This window comes from Bradyrhizobium sp. AZCC 2230, assembly GCF_036924495.1.
GTDB lineage: Bacteria > Pseudomonadota > Alphaproteobacteria > Rhizobiales > Xanthobacteraceae > Bradyrhizobium > Bradyrhizobium rifense.
On record NZ_JAZHRS010000001.1, the window covers coordinates 1,818,282 to 1,838,667 of the forward strand.

The following is a 20,386-nucleotide window of genomic DNA, read 5'->3' on the forward strand; positions in this document are numbered from 1 at the left end:
GTGCCATTCCATGTCGCTGTAAATGTCCCCGATGAACCTGCTAGGGCCGTCGCACTGGCCACAGTGTTTCGCGAAAAACCGCTGATGACGAAGTTTGGGTGGTCTTGTACGAACGAACCGGATGTTCCGCTTACGACATCAGTGGTTGAGTTGCTTCCTCGCTGGGCCGAGCCAATGATCGCCACTGCCGCACCGGATATTGAAACTGATCCCGTCGTTAGCGTACTGGCCGAGCCTGAAGCTCCTCCAGTCCCCGCGGCGGTCATCGACGTGAGCGACTTGATCGTGTAAACGTCGAACGCGATGGTGACGCCGTCAGCTACAAAGCCATAAGTGATCGAAATATTACCAGTCGTTCCTGACGTTACAGTGGCTGAACAGATCGTCGTCTGAGAACCGTTGAACCCAGGCGATTGCACGACAAGCGTGGTCGCAGCACCCGCAATGCTGCACGATGCCGTCACAGAGTTGAAGCCAATACCCGTGAAGACAACGACGACTAGCCTATCGAATGATGCCGTTCCGATGTTTACTCCGGAGACGGAGGCTATATTACTCGCGGTGCTGCCTGTCGTCGCGCCGATATAGGCCAAGTTTGGCGGAGCCGCAGCCCCCGCCTTCCCCACCCCCAGCAGCGTCATAGACCCGGCCCACACTCTCGCGGGAGTAAGAGCACACCAAGCGACGAGAAACAACGAGAGAAGTCCACGCATAAGGTCTCCATGGCGCCCGGCCCGGAAAGACCCGACGCGGCTAAGGGGGATCAGAGATCGCCGGACGCCATGGATTTGAGAAAGTAGGGAAGCTGCATGAGACATAGATACGACTCCAAGAAGAGTCGCGCTTGATCCGCGTAGCCGCGCGGGGTTGATCTTTAGCTTTCGATAATCACGCCTTACCGAAACTCACAGGTGAAGAAGAACTGTTTCACGGCGGATCGGACTCGATGCTGGTTGCGTCAGCCAATTTCGCAAGGAACCTGCGTCGGACTGCAGCCGAGGAAGCCTTCCAGGCATCTATCAGCATGGCCAACTCAGCTCGCTCTTCCGTCGCGCGCGCCGCCATCCCGGCCTTTGTCCGATCGCTAATCAGCTTACGAACAGCCGGATCCGCCATCCCGGCCTTTGTTAGATCACTCACCCGCTGGCGCCATGCAGGATCCGACCCGCGCGCGGCCCGCGTCCGTTCGCTGATTGTGGCCCGGACCTCAGGATCCTCCATCCGGGCTCGCGTTTTTTCGCCGTGCGCCGTCCTTACAGCTGGATCGGCCCAGTACGCGTTTGCCCTAGCACTCGCTCGAGCCTTCGACGCTTCGCTGCGCGGCTGACGTTTCACGTGCAACTCCCCCTACCCCCTTGGACCCAGCCGGCGGACCCCGCCCCCGGCTGAAGATGGCTGGCCGAATGCGCCACTGACCCCGCCCAAACCCGGCGCACCTCCAGACGGCGCTAGGATTGGCGGCGCGGCCGGTCGCGGATTCGCGGAATTCGGCTGGGTCGTCCCGACATGACCTGGTGAACGCCCCTCGAGTATTGAGATGCGCGCGATCGCGGCATGCAATAGTCCCCTGAGTTCGTTCACTTCAGTGCGCAGCTTTTGCGTCTCCGGCATTTTATCGAGGCGCTGTTGCTCCAATGCCTCGGCGCGGGCCTCGAGCTCTGCAATGAACGGCTCGCTGTCCGCCAGCAGCATAAGGCCAACAAGGTCGTTCTCTGCGGGCATTGGGCCAAACTCCGGCACGACTTCCGCCGGGTTCAGCTGCAGGATCCTCATGCGGGCGGCATCGTATCGCGGGCTCAATTCATTGATCCGAGCGATGTCACGACCAGCTTGTGATCTCAGCCTCTCGGCCGAGCGATGGGAATCCGGGACGATTGCGTCTCTCTGCATCTGTTCGATCTCCTATTCGGCGGGTCGTTCACGATTGCGCAGCACGGCACGCAAGACCCGCTCGAGCGCCGCGAAATCGGCGGGAATTGACTGACTCAGGTCCAAGTTTGAAGGGCTCTCGTGCTCGCCGTCGTATTGGAGCAGCGCACTGAGCGCGCCGCGGTCATCGAGCAGCCTCATCTCGATGTGCTTGGCCAACACGCCTTCCAGCCGAATGTCGACGAGGAGGACCGGCTGAGCAGCCAGAAGAGCATCGGGACCATTCGTGGCTATAGCGGCTCGCAGCGGAGGATCGGCACACGCGATGCGCGCCAGCTCGATCAGGATCCGTCCCCGATCGAGCTTCCGCAGGTCGACGATGTGATCGCTGGCCTTCCTCAACTCCTCCACCCGTGCGATCACGTCAGGCGATTGAGCCAGCCGGTTCTGATTTCCCCGATGCCAGGGATAGCCGGCAGCAGCCATGGCATCCCCGCGCGACTTCCCTTCGGCGATCGCCTGGGCGAACAGTTCATGTCGACGATTCCGCAGCCGAGTCATCAACGCCCTCCCGCAGGCACGATCTGGAGGCGCCGCTTCTGCGGCCTCCGTACGCGCTCCCCGCCAAATTCGTAACCGTCGGCCTTGGCGTCGAACGCTAGCGCCCCCAGGTCAGCCTCTGATCCATCCCTGACCAAAGCCTGTTGAAGGTCGGGGTACGCCGCGGCGACCGCGTCAGTGGTGTAGATCTTGGCTGTGGCATACCGTGCCGCGATCTCATCAGCGACAAGCGGGGACAGTGCGCGGATCTTCTCCATCGCCGTCTCGGTGCTGATCATCGGCCGCCCGGCGTAGCCCGGCTCCTTCATGATGACGAAGGCGTTTCGCATCTCGAGCTGCGCGAGCTCGCGGATGTTGTCGATCAGGTCGCGGCGCGCGGTCGGGGCTATCTTGAGAGGTTGACCCGACTCGAACGTATTGAACGTGTTGCCAACCAGGTCGCGCCGCATGCTGTTGAGGAGCGCGACTGCGTCGGCAGCTCTCACCAAGGGATGCAGGCGCTTTTGGTCCGCGTTAAAGGCCGGCTTGCCGTCTTCATTCGCGGCCGACTTCAGTGTGACGAAGGCCTTCTCGCTCGACGGCAACCTCGAAAGAAATTGCTGCGCATTGGCGTCGTTAAAGGTCTTCACCAGGTTGTCGTAACTGGCGACGTCCTGATTGAATTTGCCATTGCTCTGGCCCATCAGATCCCAAAACTTCGTGGTCACGTCAGATGTCCGGGTCGGGTCCTTGATGAAGCGCCGGAAGAAGACCGCATCATCCCAGTTAGCCGCCGGCGCGTCTTGGTCGACGCCTTGCGACAGTGCCATGGCATCCCGCCCCCACGTACCGAATGCAGCTCCGACGGCGTAGTCGACCTTGATTGGCGAAACCCCGATCGTGCGGCCGATGTATTTGGCGAGCGCGCTGGTGCGGTCCGTGTATTGTTCGGCCGGGGTCCGGCGCGCAATCGTGTCCGGGACGATATCCCGGCCCGTAAAGAGGCTCTTCCCCGTCGCCAGCTCGATCGGCGTCCTGATGATCGGAATGTCGGTGAGAGGATTCGGCGGTGCCAGAACGTCCCAGGCCGCCTGCACGAACTGGGCGGCCGCGCGGGGATCATCCTGGGCAAACCGCTGATAGGCATATTCGCCAGCCGTGAAGCCCAGGCTGAGCTCGAAGGGCTTCGGTACCAGTAACACCTTGCCGCCCACTGGGATCACCAGATGCGTTCCCTTCAGCTGGGGGCTGGCATCTCGGTACGCCTCGCTGCCGGCATTGAGCGCGGCCCAGCCGGCGCCGAGCACCGCGCCAGCGCCAAAGACCTTGCCCCACGACGCCATGGCGTTCCGGAATGCGGGCTTGTCCGTTGCAAGCACCTGGTCGCCACGCAGGCGATCCAGCACCGGTTGGACCATCGTCCTGTAAGCCTTGTCGAGACCCTGCAGGTGCGCGTTGATGAACGGCACGTAGCGCCGGACCGCCTCCGTGCGCGAGCCGTGGCGGGAGAAGTCGAGGAGGTCCGTCGCCTGGAAAGCGGCCTCGACCATGGCTTCGTAGTCCGACATGCCCTGCAGCTTCTTGGCTTCGAAAACCTTGCCGAACACAGAATTGCGGGTGCCAGCTTCTGTGAAAGACGCTAGCTCCATTGCGCCCTTGAACGAGGTCACACGGTTGACGAGATAGCCCTTCTTGGCCAGCGCGTTGACGTCCGCCTCAATCGCGCGCTCGACGGGCGTGATCGAGGAACCGGGCGAAACACCACCGCCGACCCCGTACAGCCGCGCCGCCTCGCTCTGCGTGAACTCGCCATAGACGCCCTTCATGCCGCTCAGGATCGGAACGTAGTCGCTGCGCAGCAGCGCCGTGGCAAACTGGTCGCGGATATAGTTCGACAGTGCAAACGTCGGGTTTGTCACAATTCCCGTGCGCACCAGCGAAGACGAGGCGGCGATCACCTCGGAAAACAGGTCCGTCATCTTCGCCGGCAGCGCCGTCACCAGCTCATAGAGCGGCAGGCCCTCGGCCTCAGACATGAAGCGCGCGGCGCGCAGCTCGCCGCCCTCTTTGTAGAAAACGATCGGCTCGCCACGCTTGCCCGTCGGCTCCATCTTGAAGAAAGAGCCGATGATGGGGTCCTCCCCGAAGACGTCCGTCAAAGCACCTGTGATGAAGGCCGTGTCGTCGGCGTCGACCCCGTGCTTTTTCGCCAGCCGCTCGACGGCGTCGGCAAGGTCGAACGTGTATTGCCGGGCTTCCTGAGCGGGCACGCGTTCGACATATTTGCCGCCGGCGAGCTTGGCCTGATCGGCCAGGCGCACAAATGAGCGGATGACGTCATTGTGCTGCAGCGTCCGGTTCACCAGGAACGTCTGCATCATGATGCTTTCGATCGGATCCTTGATGTCGCGCGAGGAACCCGTCATCCGCTTGACCACCTGCGTCATGCCGGGCCCCTCGCTCGAGGACTCGAAGCCCGAGGAAGCCAATGGCTTGTCCGACATATCTCGCATGAACGGAACGTAGAACTCTTCGGTCCCAAGTTTGCCGTAGAGCTCGGCCGGGATCAGGCCGCCGTCATAGGCCTTGCGCAGCAGCTCGCGGGTGTAAGCGTGCACCATGTCCGAGGCCTGCCGGAAGGTGGGATTGGCCGCCTCGAGATCGGCCATCGCTGTTGCGGCATCGCCAACCGAAAAGGCCGCCGGCGGGTTCAGGAGCCGCCCATCCTTGAATTTGCGCCACAACACCTCGGCGCGGCGCGCGACCAGGTACGTGCTGAACTGCTCTTTCTTGACGGGATCCCACTTGCCCCAGCCGCCGGAATTCCGGCCGCCTGTGGCCGTTTCGAGCGCGGCCGAGAGCGATGGCCCCTCGGGCACCGTGGCATGATAGGGACGGATACCTTCCATCATGTCCCCAACCGCAGCCTGCTGCGACCGCCCCGCAAGGCGCATCAGGATCTCGGGATTGTCCGCAGCCTTGAGATCGATTGGCTTACCGGTTTGCTCGCTGATCGCTCTGGCCAGGTCGCGGACCGCCGTGGCGACAGGCGCCCGCTCATCGAGGATCGCGCGATAGGCGTTCTGGAGCACCGACTTGATGACGACGGGCAGGCCGTCCTCCCGCACGGCCGCGATGCCCTTCGCGATCAGGCCATGCGGCTCTTCGTCGACGCTCCGCACGACCGAGCCGATCGCGTTGACCGAGGGCGCGTCGAGATAGGCCCGGTACGCCTCTCCGGCCCGATCGAGCGTTGCCAACAGGTCGGGAGCCTTCTTCCGCATGAAATCGCGGAAGGCATTGGTGAACTGCGGCGCGTTCTGCTCGGCCCAGGCCGGGTTGCCGATGTAGCGGCGGACAAACTCGGCAAAACCTTCCTTCACATGCACCGACGGGTCATAGGCCGCCGGGTTCGTCACCATCGGCCGCAGCTCGGTAGCGAACCGCTCCGTCAGATCGGTCAGATCCTGCCCGACCTTGTATTCGATGGCGTGCCCCGCTTCGTGTGCCACCACCTCAAAGTCCGGCACTTCCCGGACGCGGACGACACCCGTGCCAGGCATGAAGACGCCCAGCGCCGATCGAGGCCTTACCCTCCCCTCGCGGAGAGGGAAGTCCAGGCGCTTGGCCAGATCCATCGCCTGTTGCTGCAGGCTCTGGACCGCCAATTGTCGCTGCGCGGACGGCGGCGGCTCGGGGACCGTCGCCACGGCGGTCCCGGCATCGCTATCACCTGGGACACCTTCGGTCGGCCTCGCCTTCTCCATCGGCAACCGACCACCGCCTTGGCGGCTGCTGAGTGCGGCGAGCCCGACGTCTGATGCTCGCGATATTTGCCTGTTATCGGAGGCCAGACGAAGAGCTGCTGCACCCTCGCTGGCCGCGCCCCCGGGCTGGGTTAGGCCGCCGGCAGCTCGGCCTGGCGCTCCTTGATTGCTTCCAGGGAGCGTCGCTCCAGTGCCTCGGCCGCTGATCGCAGCGTCTTGTCGTTGTATGCGTCTGCCACGCGCCGTGCTGTGCGCGCGATAACCAGAGCTGCTGGTGAGGAAAAGGCCGCCCTCATCGGTTCGTTTGACATAGCCCTCTGCTCCCTTCCCGGCTGCGAGCGTCTGAACGTCGCGGGCGGTCACCGGCACGAGGCCAAGATCGAGCCCGGCATCGGCCGTCACTTTGCGCGCCTCTTCGGCATAGAACCGGAGCGCATCGGATATCCGCTGGCCAGCGGCGGCGCGTCGGCCAGACGGATCGTAGAACATCCGCATGAACGCTTCCACCGGTTCGCTGAGCCGATCGAAAGCATCCTGTTGATCAAGGTGCGACTGCAGCTTCGTGCCCTTGGCGCGCAGATCCGCGGTCCGCTGGACGGCCTCCAGGAGCTCAGGCGTCAGGTCCATGTCGGCGCGGACTACTCCCGCCTCGATTTCGGCGCGCATCTTCGCCCAGTGCGGCGCAGCCGAAACCAGGGCATTTGAGATGCTCTTACTGTCGTCGGTCAGGGACTCGGCAATCCGCGTGAGCACATGCGCATTGCCGTAGGCGCGGGCCAGCACGGCGTTTCGAATTCGGGTGAGCCCTTCGGCTGACAGTCCTCCGCCGGCATCGAGCATTGCAGCACGCTCGGTCGGCGGCAGCTTCGCTACGAACGCACGGGTGAAATCGCGGTTCGCCAGGGCGCCCAGGTCATCGGCGTTGCGGATCAGATCGAGTGTTTCGGTCGGAAGCAACCGAGCATCGGCCAGTGCCCGTTCCGGCGCAGAGAGGCCCAGGGAAGCTGACTGGTTTGCCGCAACCGTGAAGGCCTGCCGCTCTTCTGGCGACAATTCGGTAAGCCGCACGCGAACCAGCACAGGCTCACGGAAGTGCGAAAGGTCGACGCCCTGCTGAGACAGCCATTCGCGGTATCGTTGCGCGGCCTCCCCGCCATCCTGGTAGGCGCGACGGATGGCCATGACGCGACCGTTGCCGCTCTCTACCATCGCGTCTGGCCCAACGATGGGCGCGCCACGATCCGCTTCAGAAGACATTCCCAAGCGCTCAGGATCCAGGCGATTGGCAATATCCGCGATCTGTGCCTGGCTTGCGGCCCTATCCCGGTCGCGCGGCTGGAGGGTCTGGTCGAAGCCGGCATCCGAGGATGCCTTGAGGTCGGAGGCCTCGATCACGCGCGGCGCGACGTCGATGGAGCGTCCATCAGCTGAAGCAACACGATGGTTGCCCAGGTTCGGAACGGCATCGCCGGGTAGACCGACCGACCCGATGTGAGCCACGGGAAGCGGGGGAGAACCGGGCCCGCGTGAAAGCGGAGCATCGGATCGTTCGAGTGGAGCAGAGAGCAGGTCAGCGAGTTCCTGCATTTGGTAGCCGACAACCTCGTCAGCATCGGCGCCGCCTCCGTAGCGCTTGGTCCGCTCCTGAAACACATCACGCAGGAATTCCTTCGGATCGCGTCCCGCGCGCTTCTCTTCGTTTAGGGCGGTCAGCATCGTCAGTACGGATTCGCGCTCTTGGGAATTCATCCCGGCCCAATCGCGTGTCTTCGGCAGATGCCGCACAGCAGCGGCCCCGATCGCGACCGCTTCTTCACGGCCGAGTTCGATCTCATGCAAAGACTCCGCAAGATGCTTCCAATCTTCAGGGACCGAATGCTCGGGCCATCCTTGCCCGTTGAGCCAGTTCTCGTCTGCCTCGGTCAGTCCAACCTCTCGCTCCAACTTGTCGATTTGGGTATCGGTCGCACGCGCTTCATCGTCGCGCGCATTGTCCCAAGCGCGGTCAGACTTCCGGTGCAGTTTTCGCCACTCGTCAGCTCGATCGCCGAAGATCTCGTCTTCAACGCGACGCTGTTGCTGCTCAAGATCTGCTGCAACCTTGCGGGCTCGCTCTGCCGACAATTCACCTCCCATCGCGAGATCGAGAGGATCAGGTGCTTCGGGCGGCGCGCGATAGGGTGCCGTTGGTTGGCGAGATGCATCGCTATTCCGCGTCTCTGCTGGTTCAGCCGAACCTTCCGAAACTTTCGATAATGGGGGTTTATCACCAGCCAGACTCTCGCTCGCTCCGGGCTCGACGGCCGTCGCAACCACGGGCGGTGTAGCCTCTTCCGGCATGGCATCGGCCGCCCCAGCGGAACGGCTATCCGTCGCCGCACTCGCGAACTGTGTATCCTCCGATGCCAAGTTGGCGTGAATATCCTTGAGCCGCGCCGAGGAGATCAGTTCACCAGCAATGTGCACGCCACCACCGATGATGACCCCTGTGCCGAAAGCCCACGCGTTGTGCTCGAGGCTATATTCTTTCTGCACCCCACCAACGATGTTAAAATATTGCCGTACCGGATCGACCACGCCGCTGATCAATCCCTGCTGCAACGCAGCCCTACCGGTGCGCGCAAGCCAGCTTGCGCCCTTCGCCGTGCCCCCCAGCAAATTTTCTGGAGACAAAAGCCCGCCACTTATCTGTCCGCCTACTGCGGCGACCCCCTCAGCCGCGCCGGTCCATCCTCCCGACGCGCTCCATGGTCGAATTGAATCATAGCGCGCGAGGTCAGCAACAATCTGAGCATATTGTGTGCGCTGATCGTCGCGCCATTGTCGAACCTCGCCGTCGGTCAGAACCGGAAGGTCTTGCATCAAAGTGCTTGGTGCCGATTGATTGCGCCCTAGCGCGATGGCAGCCGCTTGACGCACTTCAGACGTTACTTCGTCGCCCGCCGAGACGACCTTTGCCATGCCAGCCAACGCGGTCGATCCGCGGAGCGTGCCCCGATAAAATGAATCGGAGGCATTTAGTCGCGCACGCTCATAAAGGCCAGGTTCACCAGCGTCCGCATCGGTGTCGAACTGATCGAAATGGTTGGACGCGGCCGAGGCGGTTCGATCTGCAGAATTGCCGTAGTACCGTTCCTGCGCTTCGTGAAGGCGCTTCGCATATGCGGTCGCGTGCTCCGGATTATCGAACTTGCCGAGGTGCTCTCCTGTTTTGCGGTAACGTTCGATCGCTTCCGCTTCCGAAAGGATTTTCCCTTCCGCCGCCCGCGGCATCAACACCTCACGTCCATCGACGTTGGCTGACATCGAATAGACCGTGGAGTCGCCTCCAGCCTCTGGATTGGCAATCTTCTTTCGATCGGCCAAGTCGATGTTGCCGGGTTCGATCAGCCCCTCGGCGAGGCCATCAGGTCCTGCGGAATTCGGTGCTTGCTCCGCCATCACCGCACCGGATAGTTTTCGAAGATCTTGGCCGCGGTGCCCGCGCCATACTTTTTGTCGAAATCAACGGCCAACTTTGGATTAAGGCGCAAATCGATAATCGCGCGCGTTGGAATCGCCGCGCTCTCGGCCCGCGAAGGCTGTGCCTGCATCGGACCCATGCCATATCCCGGAACCGAATAGCTGGGATCGAAGGGCGCCGGCGCCGACACAGCGCGCTCGGCTGCTCCGAGCTCGGCGGTTGCGCTCGTAACCCGCGCCTCGCTCTCGTCGGGCAGCTGGCCGAGGCCGAGCTTCTTCACGAGCCGCGCAGCGACCTGCGCCACTTCGGTATCGACCTTGTGCGCTCGCAGGGCGTAGGCGAACGCTTCATCTGCATGTTCGCCATAAATGTCTTGGAACTTGGTCGCCATGCCGGTCAACACGTCCCGCTCTTGACCGGGAAGCATCGTGCGCAATGGCCGGGATAGCGTGATCGCTTCAGCCTGGGTGATCGGCGACTGATTTTCCTTGGGGATGCCCGCTCTCGTCTGGGCGGCAAGCCTCGCCTCGACGATGGCCCTTACGGCGCCTGGACCGGCCGGCGCCGCCTCGGCCGCCTTTACGAGCGGATCAGAGCCCACGGTCTCCGCCGGATCGATATCACGCTGCTTTCGGAGCTTCGTAGCAGCCGCGCTCGCCGTTGTGTGCACAGCCTGCTTTCGCTCAAAGTCCTTGTCGCCCGGTTCTGGTGCAATCGAGGTCAACCGCTCGTCAATTTGCGCATCTGTCAGCGACGCAAGATCGTGTGTGGCGGACCACGTCGCCAGCGCATCATCCCTATCCTCTGCCCATTTCTGTGCTGCGGCAGTGCCGAGGGCGCGCTGCACACGATTAGGATTGAGATCGTCGACGCCGCGCCCAGTCGCTGTCATGGACGCTAGGTCGCTTTTCACAAGCCCCTCGACCCGCTGCGTCTCAAGCGCGGTCTCTGCCTCCTCATGGGAATACCGCCGACCCAGGTATGTCAGCGTTGCGGCCTCGAGCGCTGGACCGGCATTGCCGCTTTGAAGGAGGTCGCGTGCGCGTGAGAACGCCTCAGATTTGTCCGGAAGCGCGCGCCCGGTGGCAGCGTCGACCTTCTGCTCCCACAGCTGGGTAAACTGCCGGCTGGTAATATTCTCGACGCTGCCAAAGCGTGCCTTGTCGCGATCGGGGACATTTCCCCAGATCGCAGCTTTGGCCCATGCCTCACCCTTCTGCTGGCCTTCCTTTGTCGAAAGCATGTTCTGCCAAGCGGGACGATCGGGATTTGCCATGTGCGCTGCGAACCCACCGGCACCCTGCTGGTGGGTCAGGTACATCTCGGCCGCGGTCGGGAGACGTCCGTACTTCTGCTCAAATTCCCCCGCCTCATCTGCAAGCTTGCGGGCAGTCGCTCGAAGATTATCTCGCGCATTGAAAATGTCGCCGCCGCCGTACTTTTGAAATTCGTCATCGGACAGCTGGCCGAGCCCTTTGTGGCTTCCTGTTACGGCAGCCGGATTGCCCGAACTCTCGATGCGAATTACTCCGCGCAGGAGACCTGGATCAAGGCCGGCGATCGAAGCCGCGCGGTCGACTTCGTCGTTCAGTGTAGGAGGAAGCGGCGACTGTCCCAGAGCCTCATCGCCAATCTGCTTGCCGATCTGCTGGATGCGGATGGGCTTTAGGTACACTCCCGTCTCGGCCCGACTTTGCGCATCCATCTGCGGAGCGTACCTGACGAACATTTTGACGGCCGCGTCGGAGTCCGAGGCGGCTGTTTCCTTGATAATGCGCTGAAGGTTTCTCCCGCGGTTCTTGGAAACCTCGGCCTCGATCGCCTCGGCGTCATACCCCTTCTGCTCGAACAGCTTTCGAACTTCATCGTCCGAAGCGTGGAGGGCAACGTCCATGCCCTGCGGATCGTTGTTCTGATTGGCGATCGAAGCCAGGTTTGCATTGTTGCCTGCTCGATCGACAGCGGTCTTATCCGCCCACGCCCTCGATTGGCTCGCCGCATGTACCGTGGCATAGCGATAGAATTGAGACGTAAGATATCGCCCCGACTTGGCGACCATCGCCCTCTCGGACTCGCTTGGCGCCTGCCCCATCGCCTGCTTGTACAGATCTTCGAGGTCCTGCTTGTATTTTGGCAAGTCATCGAGCGCCGCCTTCCCCTCGAGGGTCGCATATTGCGCGTGACGGTCGGTGACGCGGTCGGCAAGCCACGTCCCGACTTCCGCGGCATGAACCTCGTTCTGTTTTTCCTGGTGCTCCGAGGCGATCTGCAAACCGGTGTTCGCCGCCTTTTCGAGCCCGACGCCAAAGGTTTCGAGGCCCTGGGCGACGGCTCCGCCGAACATGCCGGCATCGGTCGAGATGCGTTCCCGCGCGTCGGTGCCGCCCACGCCTGGATTGACTGTTGGGACCGATGTGTATTCGAGCGGATGACTACCGAAGGTCATCAGTAAAGCTGCCTCAAACGGCGCGGTGCCGCATGAGTGTTACTTAGATCGCGCGGCCGCCACATCAAACGGCCGAATGTCGTGGGAATTCGTACGACAAAAATGGTTGTCGAGGGTTCACCAGGTGCAGCGTTCGCTGGCGGTCCTTACTGACGATAACACATGATTATGGACGGTCAGCCGTCGCGTGTTGCTGGCGAACAGCTACCGAATATCCCTTGGTCGTCCAGGTGCTCGTTTCGCACTATACTCAGTTCAGCGGCGCCGGCCCGTCAACGAACTCGGGCTGAAAAAATGCTGCGGTCCCGTTTGCGTTCGCCATGACCAGAACCCAGCAGGCCCCGCCGGCTCGCCAGCGATGAAGCCCGACCAGATCGCCACCCTTGGGATCGTCTTGTCGAGCAAATTCGTCTTCGCTCCGCAGCAATGGCAAAGCGTCAAACTCGGCCCTCTCGATCGGATATGACGAGAGCAGATTTATGCCCTGCCGGATCCCTTCATACCGTGCCGCCTCGAACGCTGCGGCGGCGCTGTCAGCATCTTTGGCAGAGTTGGCAGCCAAATAGGCTCGAGCAAGTCCCTCTCGACAACTGCGTATGAATGCGAGGGCGCGTTGATCAGACTCTTCCGCCAACGCGGCGCTACTCTTTATCGGGCGGGGCGCCATCGTCCGACTCATCCGTAATCGCCTCAAGAGTGTCGGCGAGCTGCACTTGATCCTCATGACTGAGCGCGGCCAGACTAAGAGCCATGCGATCGCGCGCGGCGTTCAATCGATCCGCAAGGCTCTCCGGGCCGATCCTCATGTGCGCATGCGCGTGCTGCTCGACGATTGCCCCAACGGACCGGAGCAACGTGTTGACCGCCGCTTCCTTAGGGATCAATTTGAGTTCGGAGATCGCGCCGTTCTCGTGAAATTTCACGGCCGCGACGGCCGCAGTTTGCTCGCGAGAAAGTCCCGACAATGCTTTGATCTTGCCGTCGTCCGACAAGAAATCCGCGACATTGGCCTCTGCCGCTGGCAGCAACTGACGCTGCAGATACTCAACACTGAGCGCACAGCTCGCCGTGAATTCTCTCCTGAGTTCGGCGATCCGGGCGGCGACCTCAGGCACGCCGGCAAGTTTGCTACCATTGGGCCGCGCCCACTTCGGCTTGCTGCGGTACCCAGCCGCCAGATACGCCCTATCGACCGGCGTCATGGCGGCGACTTCGACTGCGAACATCTCGCGCTTGGGATTTCGAAGTCTGGACATGTCTTCAGAGCCTAAAGATCGGATTCGATTCTTTCTAGTCTGTGCCCGACCATGCCAACAGCGCATAGCAGGCCGATTTTGGATGATCGGGCGCGAAGATTGTTGGCGCGATTCCAAATCTGCACGAGTTTGCCACAATCGTTGATCGCTTGTCGATTTCGAAAATTGAGCCAATTGACTCCGAGCCGATGCTCGGTGGTGAAGGCTTCGAGCGAACGCATAACACGCGGCTTTATCGTCGACGCGCATGGATACTGTCGGGGGGATTCCAATTTGACACATCCACGCCACAATCACTGCAGTCCCCCAAGGGCGATGGCTGTTGAACGATCAAGGCTCAGTCGTAGACGAATATTCTCGATATCGCGATCTGTCAGCTGCCCAGCGCCGTGAAGCGAGGTCAGGTGCTCACGATCCATTTCGCAAAGCCTGCCTAACTGTTCCCAACCCACAGCCACATCGCCACGCCCTAGGCGTTGAGCGACTTCGTTTTGCAAGATCTCTGGGCTGGCTTCCTTTACCGCTAAGCCCCTTCCCTCCACGTCGCGCACCAGGGGGTAGGGGTTGGGGATGGGGTGACGGTTCAATTGACGGTTCTTGGTTGTGACTGCAGGCTCACAACCCATTGTGCGTGGAGCGCACAGCTGAACGGTGTGCGCTTCACGCCGCGTGGCCGTCACTTGATGTGCGTCCGGCGCACAACCGGGCAGCAGTAGACGGTAAGTGTGGACCCGCCTTCGGTCACCCTTTCTTGCCTTGATGATTTGAATAAAGCCGGCAGCCTCGAGCTCTGGCAGCTTCCGAAGTACGGTCTCCCGCCGGCAAGATGATTCCTTGCCTATCAGCCTCATGGACGGCCAACAAAGTCCAGTCGTGTGGTCGGCGTGGTTCGCTAACGAGATGAGGATCAGCTTTGCCCAAGGGTCCCGTATTTCCTGATCCAGAGCCCATCCTACCGCTTGAATACTCACCGTAGGCCCCCGCTAGAGGAACATCCATCGCTGCTAGGGGGCATCGGTGATGCCAACTGGCCGATCTCGTCGAACGACTTGGCTTCATGAGCCGGTAGAAATTGCGGTAGATTGATCGATGTCCCCGGAGGCACCGCCTCATTCCCCCAAGAGTCCCAGTTTGGCGGCAGCGGAAAATTCGCATCATGCCGAGCGAAGCATTCCAACACCGGAATGCCCCCTGTCATCTTTACTATCATCTCGCGATAGAATTGCGGCTTGCGCGAATGGCCAAGCGGCCGGGAGCGCTCGCGATGATTGCTGCCGAAGATCTCGTCGGATTTCGGCTTCGGCAGGCCGCGGCCTTTCTTGAACAGCAGCAGCAGTTCATCCTGGTCGCGCACCAGGATGCCGGCGCCGATGTCGTCGGGGTGCTCAGCGTCAGTCTTGGTCCAGACGAAGCAGGTCGAGAAGGCGTCAAAGCCCATCGCCTGCGCCACCGCCCAGGCCAGCGGCATCTCCACCCGCGCCGTCACCACCTCGCCGGTCGCGGCGATCGTGACCTCGATCTCGATCTCCACCAGCACAAACAGATGCGCGCGCGGAATCCACATAAAGCCCCATGCATCGTCGAGCAATCGGTCGCGCATCGAGCGCGCCCAAGCGATGATCTCGGGCCAGGTCATGGTCGGGTAGTGGTTTTCGTAGGAGCGGTTGGTCAGGCCCTGCTTGCGCCGCCAAGGCGGATCGAAGTAGACCGCCGGATAGCGACGGCTGCCGGTCAGTTCGAGTGCGGTATCGGACAGCGCCTGCGCCAGATCGCGCCGCGCCTGACGCTGCTCGTCGGCGCGGCCGACCTCCAACAGATTGGTTGTAACGCGATCGGCGACGCGGGCTTCCTCGCGCCAGCTGGTGAGCTTGGCCTCGAAGGCCTCCGGTCGCAGTGCCGCCATCTTCTGCGCCTGCGAGGACAGTTTTTTGCTGATGCCCGCATCTGCCAGCGTCGGGCGTAAAACCGGTTCCGGCGCGGCACCGGTTTTTTCCGAGGGGCGGCCACCCGGATGAAGTCCGACCGTTTGTTTCTGCGCGGCCAGCATCTGCCCCAGGCGCCGCTGCGCGAACATGCGGATTTCGACGGCGTCTATCTCGAGGCTACGGTCGCCGGCGCGGCGGCGGTATTCCGCCATCGCCGCAGCCTTGTCGTGGATCTGCTTAACGTCGTCAACCGTTTTGGCTTCCGCCAGCATGATACGGGCCTGGTCGTAGGGGACGAGGTCCGTCATGTGGGCCTCCCGCATTTCGGACGTGCCCGCCACCGATCACAGATCTTTGGTGCGGCAAAACTTGGCGTGTTAAGGCGACGCTCGCCTTGCGCTATGCTCACGTTTTCGACTCCTGATTGCTGAAATGCCAACGCCGCCCGGCCAGGGGCGGCGTTTGCTATGCGAGAGAGCCGGCCTCGGGCTCGGCCCCGACGAGCTTGAGTAGTGATTTCACGTTGACGAGGCGACGCCGGCCGACTGGCTTTGTGAGCAACGTTCCGTCCGCCATCCGCTCGTAGAGCGTTGTTCTGCTCAGGCCCGTTGCTCGGCAGGCCTCCTTAACCGTGCAGGTTGGACGCTGGTGAAATGGAATGATCTCGGCTGAGGCGCCCTGCGCTGACATTTGTCGTTCCCTGTCTTGGCAACCGCTTACAATCGCGGTTCAACAGGGACCGACGTAACGGCCCTACGGCCAATTCCGCAAAATGCGAATGTCGTCAAAACTCGTACGAGTTGGCATTCGCTCAATTTGAACCGGACTTCGGTCGGGTCTTCCAATAAACATTCAGAACTGATGCCGCGCGAGCATCGGTTTCAAGCAACTCCTCGACCGCTGCTGCGGCAGCATCTAGATCAGATATCTCCATTAGATCCGGGCGGCCCAGGCCATTCCCGAGAACCTTGACATTCTCTAGCTGGCTGAAGTTCAGATCGTCCAAGTATTGAAGAATTTCAGAAAGGCTGGGAGTATCGGACATTTACGCCGCCAGCCTCTCAATCCATTCCTCGGCAACCTGCTCCATCTTGACTCTAGTCGCCTCGGACGGTCTTCCCTTGGTTGGAATCTCGGCGCGAACCAGCCCGAATATTTCGTCAAAGAGAGCCTCCCAATGATCCTGTTTACCCCCAAATTGCTTCCTCAAGCGCGTTGTGACGCCCTCCTTTCCTCGACCATTAAGGCGATCAAATCGCCTGTCGCGCGCATCTCGCTCCGCCTTCGGCAACTTCGCGACCTGCTCCAAATCCAAATCATCGATGGGCACAGCAGGTGACCGGCCCTGGGCGTCTGCTTTCACCAACTCGACTAGTTGACCAAGCATCCGCAGCTTTGCGCTGCGAACTACAAGGGGATTATCATCAAACAACGGCCCCTCCTCCGCAGCTGTGCTGCGGCGGAAAATCACTGGCGGAACCATGGGGGGACAAACTGAGCGATCGATCGTATCCGATCTCACAACGCGCTCGGTCATTGCTTGCGGCTTGTCCTGATAGCGGCAATAAAACATCAAATCATCAGCGCTGACGCCAGTCCAGAGTGAGCGTGTTTTTTGCGGCGTCCAGTGAACGACTTGATTGTTTTCGAGCCTGGCTCGCGCCCAAAACGATGCATCTCCATCATTGCGCAATGGGCGATCGCTCGACGTCCACCGCACGCATCCGGATTTCATGATGTTCAAGAACAAGCCTTCTACGAAGCTCTTTGGTGCGTCGCGGCCGATGGTAGCCCAAAGGTAGTTTAACGCTGCGCCAATGCCCCAAACCAACTCAGATTGTTCTCTAACTTGGCGCTGCGCTTGATCGATAGACATGTCTGCCTCCACATGGCGAGACCACAATGGTGACGGCGGGGGCAGCTGAGTGTGGTGCTCGGCTTATCGGCTGGCCGGCCTAGCCCCCGCGACAGATGAAACTTGATCCAAGGCACGGCTCATGCTCGAAGCCCTGGCTCGCACTAACGCTCTTTCCAATTGTGAACGCCTTGCACGCATTGGGAAAAGCATCCCAGTTCCGAGGGCCGCGCCCTACTCCGTGAGTGCCAACGCGGCACTATCCTGGGTGCGCCACCCATCACCAGGCGCCCGCCTCATCCTGATCAACGCGCTGACCGGACGCGGACCCCGTTGGCGCTTCACCAATGCTCAAGCCGAGCAAGAGCGCCAAAGCCGTCGACGGAATCAAAATAGACTAGGTGGCAGCGAAAGGCCATATTTCTATCAACAGAGTTGAATCATCGCTCCGATCACAGCCTCCGGTCGAGCGGCAGCGAACCCATCCCGGGGGGCTTCGGAGATATGCTACGGCCTCTTGCAAATAACACCACGCCAACCGGAGGACTTTAGGGGAGGAAAAAGTGAAGATCGGAGAATTCGCGGAGAGAGCACGACGCTACGGACAGCCACTGATCGGCTTGATCGCGGGCATTGTCGTGCTGGCGCTTGTCCTTTATTTCGCACACGATCGGTTAGCGATGTTTCGGCTGGATAAAGCTCAGGCGGACTTCTGGGACATCGTGGTCAAATTCATCGGCGGGTTCGTTGCGATCGCAGGAGCGATTGTCGCCTTGTCGAAATATTTCGAGGAGCGCGTCAAGGCCAATCAGGCCGCCCTCATAGAGGCGCAGAAGCCATTCTCAACAAAACGCCAGGAAGTTTATTTTCAGCTCGTTTCTGCAACATCCATGATCGGAATCAGGGATCGCAATGATCCAGTGAGGCGGGATGCCGAAACGCAATTCTGGCACCTGTTTTGGGGTGCGGTCCCGATGGTCGCAGATGACCATGTCGCTAAGGCGCTCGATGAGTTTTCGATAGTTCTCGATCAAACACCGGACGAGAACGTATTGCTGAGGAATTTGAGCATGAATCTATCAACAGCATGTCGAAGGTCGCTTGGCTTCATTGAATATCAATAGCGCAAACAGGTCCGCTTTCGGCCAGGCTGACTTACGATAATTTGGGCTTATTGCAACTCAGCGAGAACCCTCGTGAACACCAATGCTCGCCCCCTTTTGTCCGATCATAGGAGAGATTGCTACGACACCTTCAATGCTCGAGACAGCATCGAGCACATCCTTGCCGACAAAGCCCGATGCCTGAATGCTGAGCTCATTCGCTGATACAGGGATCACCCTATAAGATGGAGGCATTGCCGATGCAATTCGGCTTGCAATAGAAAGGAGCTCATCTCCGGTTTGCGCTGCCGTTGTCACGACAACGTTCGGTCGCCGATCAGCATAACGTGGCCCAGTAGGTCGAAAACCATCACGAAAATCATCTGAAGCCCGCACCGTACGACCTTCTAGCGCATCCATTCTTGACCCAAGACTCGAAAGCATATCCGAGACAACTTTGAGCTCAGACGATTTTGTTTCTTTGAGGCTCTGCTGACCGAGCGCCCGAGTGACTGGATTGTCCGTCACGTAGTTATCTGCAAGCGCCTGTGACACCTGTGCTTTCAAATCTAGACGAGCTTTTCTGTAAGTCTCCGGGTTCAAAAAAGAAAACTTAACAGTCTTATACAAGCTAACGTCGAAGGGAATGCGCTGATTGTCGAGCTGCATATGCACAATCGGCTTACTCACCATGTGACGGATTCCGATTTCGTAAAAGGCGTTGGGATTCAAGTGCGACAGATCCGCAATAACAAGGTCCGCATCGCGCAACGCGACGATGATCTGGGTATCGATCATTCCCGGCTTTGAATCTTCGTCTTGCCGCTTGACGACAATGCCGGGAAACTCCAGCATCACCGGTTTGATGATAAACTCAAGCAGCAGATCTGCATGATTTCGCGTGTCTTCACCCGGCGACCCAATGGGGCCGACGACAAAGCAGAGCTTTTCGGATTTGGCAGACACCGAGATATCCTTTCGTGACCAGCAGTCGCTGCAGATCTCACTATGTTTGATTCCACGTCGGCGCGCCCACTCGCGGCGGAACAACTCCATTCTTGATCGGCGTTGCAGGCGCGACAAATATCATTGTCCGGACATCTTGCCGCGCGGCCGTACCCAGCAGCTGGCACAACCGTTCAATCTCCGCGTTAAAGTCGGACACGACCATTGGCCATTTATCAACTTCGAGATCCGCGGCTGGGATATCAGGATCCAGATGAGCACAGATCTTGTTTCGAACTTGATCGCGCCATAAGCTCAGGGAGGGTGACGCGTGCGCACGCATCGAGCTCAAAATAGCGACTCCCGCATGCATCGGCGATTCAGACGCCCACTCGTCTACCAGCGAGGACGTGCCTCCTCTAACATTGCCTGTATAGATCGCCTCTTCGAGAGCGAAAAAATCCACAACAGTAAGCTCCAGCAACAGTCGTTCATAGGTGGAGACAGTGCCACCGATAGCCCAAAATGGAAGAAAGAGCAGGCCGGCTTGACGTATGCTTAGTCGCAGACCGAGAACACGGATCGATGCATCTTGAAGCTTGGTCCCTCCAGGCACTGGCGCAACCACATCGGGCGTCCATAACCCTGTTGGCATGGTTACAACGCGCGCCGCGCCAACGGGCCCCAATACGTTGGGCGCAGACCAAAATGTCAGCAAAGCGGGATCGAGCGGAGAAGGCTGTGTCGCCTTCACATAGGCAGGATCGAGCTTCGCGAACTCATCGTCAATTCTATCCAGATCCTGGGAAAGAATTGTGAACGTCGAATGTCCCAGAAACAACCAGTTTTCCGGAATTTCGCGCAGGTTTAAAGCGAGCGAATGACCGACTAACGCATTGCGAACCGAGCGAACGCCGCCGTCGACATCTTTCCGCAATTGGGCGAGCAGCACCTCAAGGGCCTGCACAGCAGCCGCCCCGCTGGGGCCAAGGGAACGCTTAACCTCATTCTTATAAGTGCCTGCCAGCGAGATTAGCGCCTCGATTTTGATTAGTCCAAGCCGCGCTACAATTCGCTTTTCAAGCTCATGCTGAATGAAATCAATCAATGCAAGCGTCGAACGGAAGTCTGCAATCAGCCGTGCAACTTTCAGATTCAGATCAACTGCCACTTCAACACCATTCCTTACGACGCCATGCCCCAAATGTTGCCAGCAC

At 60.4% G+C, this 20,386-nt stretch carries 15 protein-coding genes; 2 read left to right on the forward strand and 13 right to left on the reverse strand.

The window, feature by feature from the left end; genetic code table 11:
• Positions 1 to 291 (forward strand): hypothetical protein, encoded by a 291-nt coding sequence (locus V1280_RS08810; RefSeq protein WP_334521828.1) that lies wholly within the window; start codon positions 1 to 3, stop codon positions 289 to 291.
• Positions 292 to 1,347: 1,056 nt separating this feature from the next.
• Here V1280_RS08810 and V1280_RS08815 read toward each other — a convergent pair.
• From V1280_RS08815 to V1280_RS08860, 11 genes are all read right to left on the reverse strand, one after another.
• Positions 1,348 to 1,890 (reverse strand): hypothetical protein, encoded by a 543-nt coding sequence (locus V1280_RS08815; RefSeq protein WP_334521831.1) that lies wholly within the window; start codon positions 1,888 to 1,890, stop codon positions 1,348 to 1,350.
• A 12-nt stretch (positions 1,891 to 1,902) separates the two neighbouring features.
• Positions 1,903 to 2,430: a hypothetical protein gene (locus V1280_RS08820; RefSeq protein ID WP_334521834.1), complete on the reverse strand. Its 528-nt coding sequence runs from the start codon at positions 2,428 to 2,430 to the stop codon at positions 1,903 to 1,905.
• On the reverse strand, positions 2,430 to 9,617 hold the full coding sequence (locus V1280_RS08825) for an LPD38 domain-containing protein (RefSeq protein ID WP_334521837.1): 7,188 nt from the start codon (positions 9,615 to 9,617) through the stop codon (positions 2,430 to 2,432). Before V1280_RS08825 ends, V1280_RS08820 begins: the two co-directional genes overlap by 1 nt.
• Entirely contained in the window at positions 9,617 to 12,085 is a 2,469-nt protein-coding gene (locus V1280_RS08830) for a hypothetical protein (protein WP_334521840.1), read from the reverse strand. The genes V1280_RS08825 and V1280_RS08830 overlap by 1 nt, the downstream gene beginning before the upstream one ends.
• Positions 12,086 to 12,335: 250 nt before the next feature.
• Complete coding sequence (locus tag V1280_RS08835) at positions 12,336 to 12,647, reverse strand: hypothetical protein (RefSeq protein WP_334521843.1); 312 nt, start codon at positions 12,645 to 12,647, stop codon at positions 12,336 to 12,338.
• A gap of 79 nt (positions 12,648 to 12,726) precedes the next feature.
• Positions 12,727 to 13,623: a terminase small subunit gene (locus V1280_RS08840; protein ID WP_334538244.1), complete on the reverse strand. Its 897-nt coding sequence runs from the start codon at positions 13,621 to 13,623 to the stop codon at positions 12,727 to 12,729.
• A gap of 11 nt (positions 13,624 to 13,634) precedes the next feature.
• Positions 13,635 to 14,312 (reverse strand): helix-turn-helix domain-containing protein, encoded by a 678-nt coding sequence (locus tag V1280_RS08845; RefSeq protein WP_334521846.1) that lies wholly within the window; start codon positions 14,310 to 14,312, stop codon positions 13,635 to 13,637.
• Entirely contained in the window at positions 14,309 to 15,574 is a 1,266-nt protein-coding gene (locus tag V1280_RS08850) for a hypothetical protein (RefSeq protein ID WP_334521849.1), read from the reverse strand. The genes V1280_RS08845 and V1280_RS08850 overlap by 4 nt, the downstream gene beginning before the upstream one ends.
• Before the next feature lie 157 nt (positions 15,575 to 15,731).
• Entirely contained in the window at positions 15,732 to 15,956 is a 225-nt protein-coding gene (locus V1280_RS46740) for a helix-turn-helix transcriptional regulator (RefSeq protein ID WP_442895114.1), read from the reverse strand.
• A 121-nt stretch (positions 15,957 to 16,077) separates the two neighbouring features.
• Positions 16,078 to 16,311 carry a hypothetical protein gene (locus V1280_RS08855; RefSeq protein WP_334521853.1) on the reverse strand — a complete coding sequence of 78 codons (234 nt, stop codon included), beginning with the start codon at positions 16,309 to 16,311 and terminating at the stop codon, positions 16,078 to 16,080.
• Positions 16,312 to 17,142, reverse strand: a complete 831-nt coding sequence (locus V1280_RS08860) for a hypothetical protein (protein ID WP_334521855.1) — start codon at positions 17,140 to 17,142, stop codon at positions 16,312 to 16,314.
• Positions 17,143 to 17,684: 542 nt separating this feature from the next.
• Between V1280_RS08860 and V1280_RS08865 the strand changes: the two genes are divergently transcribed.
• Entirely contained in the window at positions 17,685 to 18,245 is a 561-nt protein-coding gene (locus V1280_RS08865; protein WP_334521858.1) for a hypothetical protein, read from the forward strand.
• Positions 18,246 to 18,302: 57 nt separating this feature from the next.
• On the opposite strand, the gene V1280_RS08870 is transcribed toward V1280_RS08865, so the two are convergent.
• Positions 18,303 to 19,190 carry a hypothetical protein gene (locus V1280_RS08870; protein ID WP_334521861.1) on the reverse strand — a complete coding sequence of 296 codons (888 nt, stop codon included), beginning with the start codon at positions 19,188 to 19,190 and terminating at the stop codon, positions 18,303 to 18,305.
• A 40-nt stretch (positions 19,191 to 19,230) separates the two neighbouring features.
• Positions 19,231 to 20,340, reverse strand: coding sequence for a hypothetical protein (locus tag V1280_RS08875; RefSeq protein WP_334521864.1), 1,110 nt, complete (start codon positions 20,338 to 20,340; stop codon positions 19,231 to 19,233).
• Positions 20,341 to 20,386 lie beyond the last annotated feature (46 nt).

Coding starts and splice junctions, on each gene's coding strand:
- V1280_RS08860 (WP_334521855.1), bottom strand. CDS start 17,142: ATGTCTATCGATCAAGCGCAGCGCCAAGTTAGAGAACAATCTGAGTTG.
- V1280_RS08820 (WP_334521834.1), bottom strand. CDS start 2,430: ATGACTCGGCTGCGGAATCGTCGACATGAACTGTTCGCCCAGGCGATC.
- V1280_RS08830 (WP_334521840.1), bottom strand. CDS start 12,085: ATGACCTTCGGTAGTCATCCGCTCGAATACACATCGGTCCCAACAGTC.
- V1280_RS08855 (WP_334521853.1), bottom strand. CDS start 16,311: ATGTCCGATACTCCCAGCCTTTCTGAAATTCTTCAATACTTGGACGAT.
- V1280_RS08825 (WP_334521837.1), bottom strand. CDS start 9,617: ATGGCGGAGCAAGCACCGAATTCCGCAGGACCTGATGGCCTCGCCGAG.
- V1280_RS08815 (WP_334521831.1), bottom strand. CDS start 1,890: ATGCAGAGAGACGCAATCGTCCCGGATTCCCATCGCTCGGCCGAGAGG.
- V1280_RS08840 (WP_334538244.1), bottom strand. CDS start 13,623: ATGTGTCAAATTGGAATCCCCCCGACAGTATCCATGCGCGTCGACGAT.
- V1280_RS08850 (WP_334521849.1), bottom strand. CDS start 15,574: ATGACGGACCTCGTCCCCTACGACCAGGCCCGTATCATGCTGGCGGAA.
- V1280_RS46740 (WP_442895114.1), bottom strand. CDS start 15,956: ATGTCAGCGCAGGGCGCCTCAGCCGAGATCATTCCATTTCACCAGCGT.